Here is a 12,330-nt window from a genome sequence, read left to right on the forward strand (position 1 = left end):
TAGGGCAATCGCCTCCAATCTGATACACTTCACAAACAATTTCTTGAATAGCAGGCACTAAGATGGCGGAAGATTCAAAAGAGACAACACACTTTGGTTTTCAGACCGTCGCCAAAGAAAACAAAGCCGACATGGTGGCGCATGTCTTCCATTCGGTCGCGTCAAAATATGACGTTATGAACGATCTGATGTCGATGGGCATTCACCGTTTATGGAAGCGCTTTACCATTGATTGCAGCGGCGTGCGTCGTGGGCAGAAAGTTCTCGATCTGGCCGGTGGTACGGGCGATCTGACGGCGAAATTCTCCCGCCTGGTGGGCGAAACCGGCCAGGTTGTACTGGCAGATATTAACGATTCGATGCTGAAAATGGGGCGCGAAAAACTGCGCAACCTCGGTGTGATCGGTAACGTCGAATATGTGCAGGCAAATGCTGAAGCCTTGCCGTTCCCGGACAATACTTTCGACTGCATCACTATCTCGTTTGGTCTGCGTAACGTGACGGAAAAAGAGAAAGCGCTGCGCTCCATGTTCCGCGTTTTGAAACCGGGCGGCCGCCTGCTGGTGCTCGAATTTTCCAAGCCCATTATTGAACCGCTGAGCAAAGCTTATGATGCGTACTCTTTCCACGTCCTGCCGCGTATTGGTCAACTGGTGGCAAACGACGCGGAAAGCTATCGCTATCTTGCTGAATCTATCCGTATGCACCCCGATCAGGAGACCCTGAAAGCGATGATGCAGGACGCCGGTTTCGAAAACGTCGATTACTACAACATGACGGCCGGTATCGTTGCTCTGCATCGTGGCTACAAATTCTGACAGGAGTGCGTATGCCTTTTAAGCCGATGGTTGCCGCCGGAATTGAACGTGTACTGAATACGTTTTTATACCGTGAAGGCGCGCTGAAACCTGCGCGCCAGCGTTTGCATGGCAAGGTGTTGCGCGTAGTGCTGCAAGAGTTCTCTTCCCCCTTTGTACTGGTGTTCAGTGAGCGCCAGATTGATGTATTAGGCGAGTGGGAAGGGGAAGCTGACTGTTCCGTGATTACGCAACTGCGGGTGCTGCCTAAGTTGCGTGACCGCCAGCAACTGACTGCGCTTATTCGCAGCGGCGAGCTGGAAGTGCAGGGCGATATTCAGGTGGTGCAAAACCTGGTTTCGCTGATGGATTTGGCGGAATTCGATCCTGCCGAGATCCTCGCGCCATGGACTGGCGATATCGCCGCTGAGGGGATCAGTAAATTCCTGCGCGGCGGTGCTCGCTTTCTGCAACACGGTTTTCAACGCCAGCAACGCTATGTCGCTGAAGTGCTAACGGAAGAGTGGCGCCTTGCGCCAGGCGCACTGGAAGTTGCCTGGTTTGCTGAAGAAACGGCTGCTGTGGAAAGGGCTGCGGATGCCTTAGCCAAACGCCTGGATAAACTGGAGGGCAAATGACGCCTGGAGAATTACGGCGCCTCTATTTCATCATCCAAACCTTTTTAAGTTACGGGCTTGATGAGCTCATTCCCAAAATGCGTATCACCCTGCCGCTGCGGTTATGGCGGCGGACGCTCTTCTGGATGCCAAACCGGCACAAAGAAAAAATGCTTGGGGAACGCCTGCGTCTTGCCTTGCAGGAACTGGGGCCGGTATGGATTAAATTCGGGCAAATGTTGTCTACTCGCCGTGATTTATTTCCGCCGCTGATTGCCGATCAGCTGGCAATGTTGCAGGACCGCGTTGCGCCTTTTGATGGTCATCTCGCCAAAAAGCAGATTGAAAAAGCGATGGGTGATCTGCCAGTTGAAACCTGGTTTGATGACTTTGCCATTGAACCGCTGGCCTCTGCATCCATTGCGCAGGTGCATACAGCACGGTTGAAAGAGAGTGGCAAAGAAGTGGTGATTAAGGTCATTCGCCCGGACATCCTGCCGGTGATCAAAGCGGATCTGAAACTGATCTACCGCCTGGCGGGCTGGGTTCCTCGCCTGTTGCCGGATGGTCGCCGCCTGCGCCCGCGTGAAGTGGTGCGCGAATATGAGAAGACGCTGATTGATGAACTGGATCTGCTGCGTGAAGCCGCTAACGCGATCCAGTTGCGCCGCAACTTCGAAAACAGCCCAATGCTGTATGTGCCGGAAATCTATTCGGATTATTGCAGCCAAAACATGCTGGTGATGGAACGTATTTATGGCATTCCGGTTTCCGATGTTGCTGCGCTGGAGAAGAACGGCACCAATTTGAAACTGCTGGCCGAACGTGGTGTGCAGGTCTTTTTCACCCAGGTATTCCGCGACAGCTTTTTCCATGCAGACATGCATCCGGGTAATATTTTTGTTAGCTACGACCATCCGGAAGATCCGCAATATATCGGCATTGACTGCGGTATTGTCGGTTCGCTGAACAAAGAAGATAAGCGTTACCTGGCGGAAAACTTTATCGCCTTCTTTAACCGCGACTATCGCAAAGTGGCGGAGCTGCATGTGGATTCAGGCTGGGTTCCGCCGGATACCAATGTTGAAGAGTTCGAGTTTGCCATTCGCACCGTTTGTGAGCCGATCTTTGAAAAGCCGCTGGCGGAAATCTCCTTTGGGCATGTGCTGCTCAACCTCTTCAATACGGCACGTCGCTTTAATATGGAAGTGCAGCCGCAACTGGTGCTGTTGCAGAAAACGTTGCTCTATATCGAAGGTGTCGGCCGTCAGCTCTATCCGCAACTGGATTTATGGAAAACCGCGAAACCTTTCCTTGAAACGTGGATCAAAGATCAGGTGGGTATTCCGGCGCTGGTCAGAGCGCTGAAAGAAAAAGGCCCCTTCTGGATCGAAAAAATGCCGGAAATTCCTGAACTGATCTACAACGGATTGCAGCAAGGCAAGCATTTGCAGCAAAGCGTGGATAAGATTGCCAGTGAATTACAGGCAAACCATGTGCGGCAGGGGCAATCACGCTATCTGTTTGGTATTGGCGCGACACTGTTATTGAGCGGTACGCTGCTACTGATTAACCGCCCAGAGTGGGGTTTAACGCCGGGGTGGCTAATGGTCGGTGGCGTTCTGACCTGGTGTGTGGGTTGGTATAAAACACGTTAAGCGAAACGCCGCCCGGGTGGGCCTGGTGCACAGAAGCTGCCAACAAAGAGGCAGCTTAATGGATAAAGTGTATACTGGGGCCTGTTTTTAACATCATCTGTTACAGAGGACTATGTATGGGTGGTATCAGCATTTGGCAGTTGTTGATTATTGCGGTCATCGTTGTGCTGCTGTTTGGCACTAAAAAGCTCGGCTCGATTGGTTCAGACCTTGGTGCATCCATTAAAGGCTTCAAAAAAGCCATGAGCGATGACGATAAAGAGGAAAAGCAGGATAAATCGGCGCAAGATGCGGATTTTACGGCAAAGTCTCTTTCCGACAATAAGACATCCGACGACGCTAAAAAAGACGAAAAACGTCACGACAAAGAGCAGGTGTAATTCGTGTTCGATATAGGTTTTGGCGAACTGTTACTCGTTTTCATCATTGGCCTCGTGGTATTAGGGCCGCAACGGCTACCCGTGGCTGTGCGCACTGTGGCGGGCTGGGTCCGCGCGCTGCGCGCGCTGGCCACGACAGTGCAGAATGAACTGACGCAGGAACTGAAGCTGCAAGAGTTCCAGGACAGCCTGAAAAAGGTGGAAAAAGCGAGCCTGGAAAACCTGACGCCAGAGTTAAAGCAGTCGATGGATGAGCTGCGCCAGGCGGCGGAATCGATGAAGCGCTCCTACAGCGCTAACGATGCCGAAAAAGCCAGCGATGAAGCACATACCATCCATAACCCGGTGGTAAAAGATAACGAAGCGCAGCATGAAGGTGTTACGCCTGCCGCCGCTGAAAACCAGGCCAGTTCGCCGCAGCAAGTCCCTGACGCTGCAGAAACGAAAAAAGCGCCGCAGATGACGTCTACGGTGCAAGCGGCCTCGCCGGTTTCCGACTCCACACCTTCTTCAAGTGATAAATCCTGAACATGGCTGTAGACGATACCCAACCGCTGATCGCACACCTTATTGAGCTGCGTAAGCGTCTGCTGAACTGCATTATCGCCGTTATCGTGATTTTCCTCGCGCTGGTTTACTTCGCGAATGATATCTATCAACTGGTTTCCGCACCGCTCATCAAGCAGATGCCATTGGGCGCGACGATGATCGCCACCGACGTGGCCTCACCCTTTTTTACGCCGATCAAGCTGACCTTCATGGTGTCGCTGATCCTTTCTGCGCCGGTCATTCTGTATCAGGTCTGGGCGTTTGTCGCGCCGGCGTTATACAAGCATGAACGTCGTCTGGTGGTACCGCTGCTGATTTCCAGTTCGCTGCTGTTTTACATCGGCATGGCGTTTGCCTATTTCGTGGTGTTCCCGCTGGCCTTCGGTTTTCTGACGCACACGGCGCCGGAAGGCGTGCAGGTTTCCACCGATATCGCCAGTTACCTTAGCTTCGTGATGGCGCTATTTATGGCTTTTGGCGTTTCGTTTGAAGTGCCGGTTGCCATTGTACTGCTGTGCTGGATGGGGGTGACCACACCAGCCGATCTGCGGCAAAAGCGCCCGTACGTTTTGGTTGGCGCATTCGTTGTCGGTATGTTGCTAACGCCACCGGATGTCTTCTCTCAGACCTTACTGGCAATACCGATGTATTGCCTGTTCGAAGTCGGCGTCTTTTTTGCTCGCTTCTACGTCGGCAAGCGCCGTATTCCGGACGAAGAGAACGAAACCGAAACCAGCGAAGAGTAACTACCAGCCGCCCGTCAGGGCGGTTGTTGTATGGAATAAAGTATGTTTGATATCGGTGTGAATTTAACCAACAGCCAGTTTGCTAAAGACCGGGATGACACCGTGGCGCGTGCGCAAGCGGCGGGCGTGACAGGTATGCTCATTACCGGAACCAATCCGCATGAAAGCCAGCAGGCACAGCAACTCGCTCAACGCTATCGTCATTGCTGGTCCACTGCCGGCGTGCATCCGCATGACAGCAGTTGCTGGGATGATGAAACCGCAGAGGCGATCCGCGCGCTGGCTGCTACAGCGGAAGTCGTTGCCGTGGGTGAATGCGGGCTGGATTTCAACCGCAATTTTTCGACGCCGCAGGAGCAGGAGTACGCTTTCGACGCGCAATTGGCGCTGGCCGCCGAGCTCAACATGCCGGTGTTTTTGCATTGCCGCGATGCGCATGAGCGCTTTCTGACGCTGCTGGATCCGTGGCTGGATAAGTTGCCTGGTGCGGTGCTGCACTGTTTCACCGGTTCAGCGCAGGAAGCGCGAGATTGTCTCGATCGCGGTATCTACTTAGGCATTACTGGCTGGGTATGCGATGAACGTCGCGGGCTGGAGTTACGTGAGGTGGTTCCACTGATCCCCGCCGAGCGGCTATTGATTGAAACCGATGCGCCGTACTTACTGCCGCGCGATATCAAACCAAAGCCTGCGTCGCGGCGTAATGAACCGGCCCTGTTAGGGAATATTCTTGCCACAGTTGCCGGGCTTCGTGGGGAAGAGGCTCAGTGGCTGGGTTCGGTAACGGATCAGAACGTGCGGCGGTTATTCGGCGTGGATTTTTAACGCGCCGCTCACGCCTTGCGAAAATCGGTGTTCTTGACGCTTTGCAGTACCTGCTTGTTAAGCAGGTGGAGTAAGAGCATGGAGCGCGCTTCGCCGTCCGGCTCTTTAAAGATTGCCTGCAACCCCTCAAGTGCGCCCTCGGTGATCACCACATCATCGCCTGGATAAGGCGTGTCAGGGTCGGTAATCCCTTCTGGCTGATAGAGCGAAAGCTGCTGAATGACGGATTGCGGAACGGTTGCCGGGTGCATGCCAAAGCGGACGAAATGGCTGACGCCGCGCGTGGCGTTGATCGTGGTGGTATGAATCACCTCAGGATCAAACTCCACAAACAAATAGTTCGGGAAAAGAGGTTCGTTCACTGTTGTGCGTTTGCCGCGCACCATTTTTTCCAGTGCAATCATAGGCGTCAGACAGCTGACCGCCTGGCGTTCTAAGTGTTCCTGGGCGCGCTGGAGCTGGCCACGTTTGCAGTAAAGTAGATACCAGGATCGCATAATGACTCTTTTCCGTAAGTTCGGGCGCAAGAATATCAAAACCGCAGCATGATGGCTAAGTTGATTATAACCTGCGCCTAAAGATGTCGTTGTAATTCACGCAGATTTAACAAAAATACAGCAACCGCCGGGCGAACACCGTATAATAAGCCCCTTACCTGGAGGCGATAATAGACCGCATGAAATACAACGACCTACGCGACTTCCTGACGCTGCTTGAGCAGCAGGGCGAGCTGAAACGCATCACTCTTCCGGTTGACCCCTATCTGGAAATGACGGAAATAGCCGATCGCACGTTGCGTGCGGGTGGCCCGGCGTTGTTATTTGAAAATCCCAAAGGTTACACCATGCCGGTGTTGTGCAACTTATTTGGCACGCCGCGCCGCGTGGCGCTGGGCATGGGGCAAGAAGATGTCAGCGCGTTGCGGGACGTGGGCAAATTGCTGGCGTTTCTCAAAGAGCCGGAGCCACCAAAAGGTTTCCGCGATCTGTTCGATAAACTGCCGCAATTTAAGCAAGTGCTGAACATGCCGACAAAACGCCTGCGCGGAGCTCCTTGCCAGCAAAAAGTGATGCAGGGTGATGACGTCGATCTGCGCAACATTCCGATTATGCAGTGCTGGCCGGAAGACGCCGCGCCGCTGATCACCTGGGGGCTGACGGTGACGCGTGGCCCGCATAAAGAGCGGCAGAACCTGGGTATTTATCGCCAACAGCTGATCGGTAAAAACAAATTAATCATGCGCTGGCTCTCCCATCGCGGTGGTGCGCTCGATTTTCAGGAGTGGCAGGCGGCGCATCCTGGCGAGCGTTTCCCGGTTGCTGTGGCGCTGGGTGCCGATCCGGCAACCATTCTCGGCGCGGTAACGCCAGTGCCGGATACGCTTTCAGAATATGCCTTCGCCGGGTTATTGCGCGGTACAAAAACCGAAGTGGTGAAGTGCGTATCAAGCGATCTGGAAGTTCCGGCCAGTGCAGAAATCGTGCTGGAAGGCTATATTGAGCCCGGTGAGATGGCGCCGGAAGGGCCGTATGGCGATCACACCGGTTATTACAATGAAGTTGATCATTTCCCGGTGTTTACGGTTACCCATATTACGCAGCGCGAAGATGCGATTTACCACTCTACTTATACTGGCCGTCCGCCAGATGAGCCGGCAGTGCTGGGCGTGGCGCTAAACGAAGTGTTCGTGCCGATCCTGCAAAAGCAGTTCCCGGAAATCGTTGATTTTTACCTGCCGCCGGAAGGGTGCTCTTATCGCCTGGCGGTAGTCACCATGAAGAAACAGTATCCCGGTCACGCCAAGCGCGTAATGATGGGCGTCTGGTCTTTCCTGCGTCAGTTTATGTACACCAAATTTGTGATCGTGTGCGATGACGATGTGAATGCCCGCGACTGGAATGACGTTATTTGGGCGATTACCACCCGAATGGATCCTGCGAGGGATACGGTTCTGGTGGAAAACACGCCGATTGATTATCTGGATTTTGCCTCGCCGGTTTCCGGACTGGGCTCCAAAATGGGACTGGATGCCACCAATAAATGGCCGGGTGAGACCCAGCGTGAATGGGGCCGCCCCATCAAGAAAGACCCGGAAGTGACGGCAAGAATCGACGCCATCTGGGATGAACTGGCCATACTGAACGACCAAAATAGACCCGACAGAGAGAGCGCATGACAACCTTAAGCTGTAAAGTGACCTCGGTAGAGGCCATCACTGATACCGTATATCGTGTCCGTTTAGTGCCGGAGGCGGCTTTTTCGTTCCGCGCGGGCCAGTATCTGATGGTGGTGATGGATGAGCGAGACAAACGCCCGTTCTCTATGGCCTCGACGCCGGATCAGCATGATTTTATCGAACTGCATATTGGCGCGTCTGAGCTGAATCTCTACGCCATGGCGGTGATGGATCGCATTCTGAAAGACCGGGAAATCGTTATCGATATTCCGCACGGCGACGCCTGGCTTCGTGACGATGAAGAGCGTCCGATGGTGCTGATTGCTGGTGGTACCGGCTTCTCCTATGTCCGCTCTATTTTGCTGACCTCTCTGGCGCAAAACCCGAATCGTGACATCACGATTTACTGGGGTGGTCGTGAAGAGAAGCACCTCTACGATTTAAGCGAGCTGGAAGCGTTGTCGGTGGATCATCCGAATCTGCGTGTGGTACCCGTCGTTGAGCAGCCGGAAGCGGACTGGCGCGGCCGCTCAGGCACCGTGCTGGCTGCGGTGTTGCAGGATTTCGGTTCGCTGGCCGAGCACGACATCTATATTGCAGGCCGTTTCGAGATGGCGAAAATCGCCCGCGATCTGTTCTGTAATGAGCGCGGTGCGCGTGAAGATCGTCTGTTTGGCGATGCATTTGCGTTTATCTAAGTCTGTCTTCGCTTTTGTCACTCTAGCCGCGTTGGTTGGCTTCATTCTCCCCGGTCACATAGTTCGCTATGCTGCCGGGGATTGATTTATTGCCGTCTTGAATTGTCACCAGCGTCTTTGCTATCGCTCTCTCTGCCGTGGCTGCCTGCCGAATAACAGAAATAAAAAACCCGCCCCTGACAGGCGGGAAGAACGGCAACTAAACTTTTTCTTTGCCCCTGGTGCCATAGCGGAATTAGCGGCTTGTGTGCACCCCGGTCACACAGTTGGCTATGCTTGCGGGGATTTACTCAACAGCCAGCTTACTCTGGCACCCATCGTTTCGGGGCTGATCCTTTTCCTGCCTGAAGCGCTAAACGCGTTCAAACACCGTGGCGATCCCCTGACCTAACCCGATGCACATGGTCGCCAGACCAAATTGTGCGTCTTTGCGTTCCATCAGGTTCAGCAGCGTGGTGCTGATACGTGTCCCGGAGCAGCCCAGTGGGTGGCCGAGAGCGATCGCGCCGCCGTTGAGGTTGATCTTCTCATCGATCTGCTCCATAAGGCCCAGATCTTTAATACACGGCAGGATCTGGGCGGCAAAGGCTTCATTCATCTCAAACAGATCGATATCACTGGCGGTCAATCCGGCTTTTTTCAGCGCCAGTTGAGAAGCCGGAACCGGGCCATAGCCCATGATCGACGGATCGCAGCCAACAACCGCCATCGAACGAATACGCGCGCGCGGCTTCAGACCCAGCTCACGGGCGCGGCTCTCGCTCATCACCAGCATTGCCGATGCGCCGTCTGACAGCGCCGAAGAGGTGCCAGCGGTAACGGTGCCACTGACCGGATCAAAGGCCGGGCGCAGCGTTGATAGCGCTTCAACCGTGGTTTCCGGGCGGATCACTTCGTCATAGGTAAACTGTTTCAGTACGCCGTCCGCATCATGACCGCCGGTAGGGATGATCTCGGCTTTGAAGGCACCGGATTGCGTCGCGGCCCAGGCGCGAGCATGGGAGCGAGCGGCGAAGGCATCCTGCATTTCACGGCTGATGCCGTGCATGCGCGATAACATTTCAGCGGTCAGCCCCATCATTCCCGCCGCTTTTGCGACGTTACGGCTCATACCCGGATGGAAATCCACGCCGTGGCTCATCGGTACATGACCCATATGTTCTACGCCGCCGACCATACAGACCTGCGCATCGCCGGTCATGATCATGCGTGCCGCGTCGTGCAACGCCTGCATTGAGGAGCCGCACAGACGGTTAACCGTTACGGCGGGTACAGAATGTGGGATCTCAGCCAGCAGCGCGGCGTTACGGGCAATGTTAAAACCCTGCTCCAGCGTCTGCTGTACACAGCCCCAGTAAATGTCGTCGATAGCGCTCGCGTCCAGCGCCGGGTTACGCGCCAGCAGGCTGCGCATCAGGTGAGCGGAAAGATCTTCTGCCCGAACATTGCGAAATGCGCCGCCTTTTGAACGGCCCATCGGGGTGCGAATCGCATCGACAATGACAACGTGTTCCATTGTGACTCCTTAAGCCGTTTTCAAATCGCCCACCGGGCGCGCAGGTTCAACCGCAGGATAGTAAGGTTCGTTGTGACGCGCTTTTTCACGCAGCCCGGCCGGGACTTCATACAGCGGGCCAAGATGTTGATAATGCTGCGCCATATCGAGGTATTTCGCGCTGCCGAGTGTATCCAGCCAGCGGAACGCGCCGCCGTGGAACGGAGAGAAGCCCAGGCCGTAAACCAGCGCCATATCCGCTTCTGCAGGGCTGGCGATAATGCCTTCCTCAAGGCAACGCACCACTTCGTTGACCATCGGGATCATCATACGGGCGATAATTTCATCGTCGCTGAAATCCTGTTTGCCTTTGCTGACTTCCGCCAGCATGGCGTCCACGGCGCTGTCTTCTTCTTTCTTCGGTTTGCCTTTGCTGTCTTCTTTATAGCGCCAGAAACCGAGGCCGTTTTTCTGCCCAAAGCGATTTGCATCAAACAGGGCGTCAATCGCATCGCGATAATCTTTCTGCATCCGCTGCGGGAATCCAGCCGCCATCACGGCCTGCGCATGATGCGCGGTGTCAATGCCGACGACATCGAGCAGATAAGCCGGGCCCATCGGCCAGCCAAACTGTTTTTCCATCACTTTGTCGACTTTGCGGAAATCCGCGCCATCGCGCAGTAACTGGCTAAAACCGGCGAAATAGGGGAACAGCACGCGGTTTACAAAGAAGCCGGGGCAGTCATTGACCACAATCGGCGTTTTGCCCATTTTGCTCGCCCAGGCCACCACTTTCGCGATGGTCTCATCGGAGGTTTTCTCGCCACGGATCACTTCAACCAGCGGCATCCGGTGTACCGGGTTAAAGAAGTGCATACCGCAGAAATTCTCCGGACGCTTCAGCACGCTTGCCAGTTCGCTGATAGGAATCGTCGAGGTGTTAGAGGCCAACACGGTATCGGCGCGAACCTTGTCTTCTGTTTCTGCCAGTACCGCTTTTTTCACTTTCGGGTTTTCAACGACCGCTTCCACCACCACATCGACACGCTCAAAACCAGCGTATTCCAGCGTCGGCTGAATAGTTGCAATCACGCTCGCCAGCTTCAGACCATCAATCTTGCCGCGTTCAAGCTGCTTATTCAGTAACTTGCCCGCTTCATTAATGCCAAGCGCGAGAGATTTCTCATTGATATCTTTCATTAATACCGGCACGCCTTTCCAGGCCGACTGGTAAGCGATACCGCCGCCCATAATGCCCGCGCCCAGCACAGCGGCATGTTTTGGCGTTTCAGTCTCTTTGGTGAGTTTCTTCGCTTTGCCTTTCACATACTGGTCATTCAGGAAAATCCCGACCAGCGCGCGGGCTTCATTGGTATGCGCGAGCGGAACAAAGCTCTGGTTTTCCAGCTTCAGCGCTTCCTCGCGGCCAAATCGGGCGGCGGCTTCAATGGTTTTTACCGCCGTGATCGGTGCCGGATAGTGTTTTCCGGCCGTTTGCATCACCATGCCTTTGGCGATGGTAAAGCTCATGGCGGCTTCAATTTTACTGAGCTTCAATGGCTCCAGCTTCGGCTGGCGTTTGGCTTTCCAGTCGAGATCGCCATTGATCGCCTGGCGCAGAATCGCCACCGCGCCGTCGCGCAGTTTCTCCGGTTTGACGATGCCATCAACCAGGCCGATTTTCAGCGCTTGTTCCGCGCTGACATCTTTCCCGGCGGCAATGATCTCCAGTGCGCTATCGGCACCCAGCAAACGTGGCATACGCACCGAGCCGCCAAAGCCCGGCATGATGCCGAGTTTGGTTTCCGGCAGGCCAATGCGCAGATCTGGTGTGGCTAAGCGGTAGTCTGTCGCCAGTACACATTCGCAGCCGCCGCCGAGGGCATAGCCATTCACGGCGGAGATCGTCGGAACGGGCAGATCTTCCAGACGATTAAAGACGCTGTTAGCAAAGTGCAGCCATTGGCTCAACTGTTCTTCTGGCACCAGGAACAGAGAGAGGAATTCGGTGATATCGGCGCCAACAATAAAGGCCGCTTTTTCTGAACGCAGCAGCAGCCCTTTTAAATCTGGTTGCTTTTCCAGCACGCCCAGCGCTTCGCCAAGGCTGGCGACTGTGGCGGTATCAAGCTTGTTAACTGAGCCAGGCGCATCGAACACCAGTTCTGCGATGCCGTCTTCCAGCCAGTCGAGGTACAGGTTATTGCCTTTGTAGAGCATGTCAGTCTCCTGAATCCAGCGGTGATCTGGTCGTACCAGATGAAGCGGAGTGTGGTTTTTATGTTAATAAAATGCAAATAACTCATTAAAAAAATGCAGCGCCGATCACGCTCGGCGGAAATCACTCAGTTGCGGGCAGGTGTGCTAAGATGCGAAAACTTGAGGTCAC

At 54.5% G+C, this 12,330-nt stretch carries 12 protein-coding genes; 9 read left to right on the forward strand and 3 right to left on the reverse strand.

Annotated features, from left to right (window positions below):
• Positions 1 to 62 precede the first annotated feature (62 nt).
• The 7 genes from ubiE to tatD all read left to right on the forward strand — a co-directional run bounded on the left by ubiE (position 63) and on the right by tatD (position 5,572).
• A complete protein-coding gene (gene ubiE / locus IP581_RS00955; RefSeq protein WP_017459754.1) occupies positions 63 to 818 on the forward strand; it encodes a bifunctional demethylmenaquinone methyltransferase/2-methoxy-6-polyprenyl-1,4-benzoquinol methylase UbiE in 756 nt (251 codons plus the stop codon).
• Positions 819 to 829: 11 nt separating this feature from the next.
• Positions 830 to 1,435: a ubiquinone biosynthesis protein UbiJ gene (gene ubiJ / locus IP581_RS00960; protein ID WP_020456039.1), complete on the forward strand. Its 606-nt coding sequence runs from the start codon at positions 830 to 832 to the stop codon at positions 1,433 to 1,435.
• A complete protein-coding gene (gene ubiB, locus IP581_RS00965) occupies positions 1,432 to 3,072 on the forward strand; it encodes a ubiquinone biosynthesis regulatory protein kinase UbiB (protein ID WP_086868501.1) in 1,641 nt (546 codons plus the stop codon). Before ubiJ ends, ubiB begins: the two co-directional genes overlap by 4 nt.
• Positions 3,073 to 3,188: 116 nt before the next feature.
• Entirely contained in the window at positions 3,189 to 3,452 is a 264-nt protein-coding gene (gene tatA, locus IP581_RS00970; protein WP_097401947.1) for a Sec-independent protein translocase subunit TatA, read from the forward strand.
• A gap of 3 nt (positions 3,453 to 3,455) precedes the next feature.
• Positions 3,456 to 3,980, forward strand: coding sequence for a Sec-independent protein translocase protein TatB (gene tatB / locus IP581_RS00975; protein ID WP_193821552.1), 525 nt, complete (start codon positions 3,456 to 3,458; stop codon positions 3,978 to 3,980).
• 2 nt (positions 3,981 to 3,982) lie between these two features.
• Positions 3,983 to 4,747: a Sec-independent protein translocase subunit TatC gene (gene tatC, locus IP581_RS00980; RefSeq protein ID WP_065369802.1), complete on the forward strand. Its 765-nt coding sequence runs from the start codon at positions 3,983 to 3,985 to the stop codon at positions 4,745 to 4,747.
• A 42-nt stretch (positions 4,748 to 4,789) separates the two neighbouring features.
• Positions 4,790 to 5,572 carry a 3'-5' ssDNA/RNA exonuclease TatD gene (gene tatD, locus IP581_RS00985; RefSeq protein ID WP_193821553.1) on the forward strand — a complete coding sequence of 261 codons (783 nt, stop codon included), beginning with the start codon at positions 4,790 to 4,792 and terminating at the stop codon, positions 5,570 to 5,572.
• Between the two features lie 8 nt (positions 5,573 to 5,580).
• Here the strand turns inward: tatD and rfaH are convergent, their stop codons facing one another.
• Entirely contained in the window at positions 5,581 to 6,069 is a 489-nt protein-coding gene (rfaH, locus tag IP581_RS00990; RefSeq protein WP_017459761.1) for a transcription/translation regulatory transformer protein RfaH, read from the reverse strand.
• A 170-nt stretch (positions 6,070 to 6,239) separates the two neighbouring features.
• Here rfaH and ubiD point away from each other — a divergent pair, with 170 nt between their 5' ends.
• Entirely contained in the window at positions 6,240 to 7,748 is a 1,509-nt protein-coding gene (ubiD, locus tag IP581_RS00995) for a 4-hydroxy-3-polyprenylbenzoate decarboxylase (RefSeq protein WP_193822619.1), read from the forward strand.
• Positions 7,745 to 8,446, forward strand: a complete 702-nt coding sequence (gene fre / locus IP581_RS01000) for an NAD(P)H-flavin reductase (protein WP_193821554.1) — start codon at positions 7,745 to 7,747, stop codon at positions 8,444 to 8,446. The genes ubiD and fre overlap by 4 nt, the downstream gene beginning before the upstream one ends.
• Before the next feature lie 352 nt (positions 8,447 to 8,798).
• On the opposite strand, the gene fadA is transcribed toward fre, so the two are convergent.
• Positions 8,799 to 9,962: an acetyl-CoA C-acyltransferase FadA gene (fadA, locus tag IP581_RS01005; protein ID WP_193821555.1), complete on the reverse strand. Its 1,164-nt coding sequence runs from the start codon at positions 9,960 to 9,962 to the stop codon at positions 8,799 to 8,801.
• Positions 9,963 to 9,971: 9 nt separating this feature from the next.
• On the reverse strand, positions 9,972 to 12,161 hold the full coding sequence (gene fadB, locus IP581_RS01010) for a fatty acid oxidation complex subunit alpha FadB (protein ID WP_193821556.1): 2,190 nt from the start codon (positions 12,159 to 12,161) through the stop codon (positions 9,972 to 9,974).
• Positions 12,162 to 12,330: the final 169 nt, after the last annotated feature.

The organism is Kosakonia pseudosacchari (genome assembly GCF_015167415.1).
GTDB lineage: Bacteria > Pseudomonadota > Gammaproteobacteria > Enterobacterales > Enterobacteriaceae > Kosakonia > Kosakonia pseudosacchari.

What these genes read in the sequence shown, in the direction of transcription:
- ubiE (WP_017459754.1), top strand. Translation starts at nt 63, where the DNA reads ATGGCGGAAGATTCAAAAGAGACAACACACTTTGGTTTTCAGACCGTC.
- ubiJ (WP_020456039.1), top strand. Translation starts at nt 830, where the DNA reads ATGCCTTTTAAGCCGATGGTTGCCGCCGGAATTGAACGTGTACTGAAT.
- ubiB (WP_086868501.1), top strand. Translation starts at nt 1,432, where the DNA reads ATGACGCCTGGAGAATTACGGCGCCTCTATTTCATCATCCAAACCTTT.
- tatA (WP_097401947.1), top strand. Translation starts at nt 3,189, where the DNA reads ATGGGTGGTATCAGCATTTGGCAGTTGTTGATTATTGCGGTCATCGTT.
- tatC (WP_065369802.1), top strand. Translation starts at nt 3,983, where the DNA reads ATGGCTGTAGACGATACCCAACCGCTGATCGCACACCTTATTGAGCTG.
- tatD (WP_193821553.1), top strand. Translation starts at nt 4,790, where the DNA reads ATGTTTGATATCGGTGTGAATTTAACCAACAGCCAGTTTGCTAAAGAC.
- rfaH (WP_017459761.1), bottom strand. Translation starts at nt 6,069, where the DNA reads ATGCGATCCTGGTATCTACTTTACTGCAAACGTGGCCAGCTCCAGCGC.
- fre (WP_193821554.1), top strand. Translation starts at nt 7,745, where the DNA reads ATGACAACCTTAAGCTGTAAAGTGACCTCGGTAGAGGCCATCACTGAT.
- fadA (WP_193821555.1), bottom strand. Translation starts at nt 9,962, where the DNA reads ATGGAACACGTTGTCATTGTCGATGCGATTCGCACCCCGATGGGCCGT.
- fadB (WP_193821556.1), bottom strand. Translation starts at nt 12,161, where the DNA reads ATGCTCTACAAAGGCAATAACCTGTACCTCGACTGGCTGGAAGACGGC.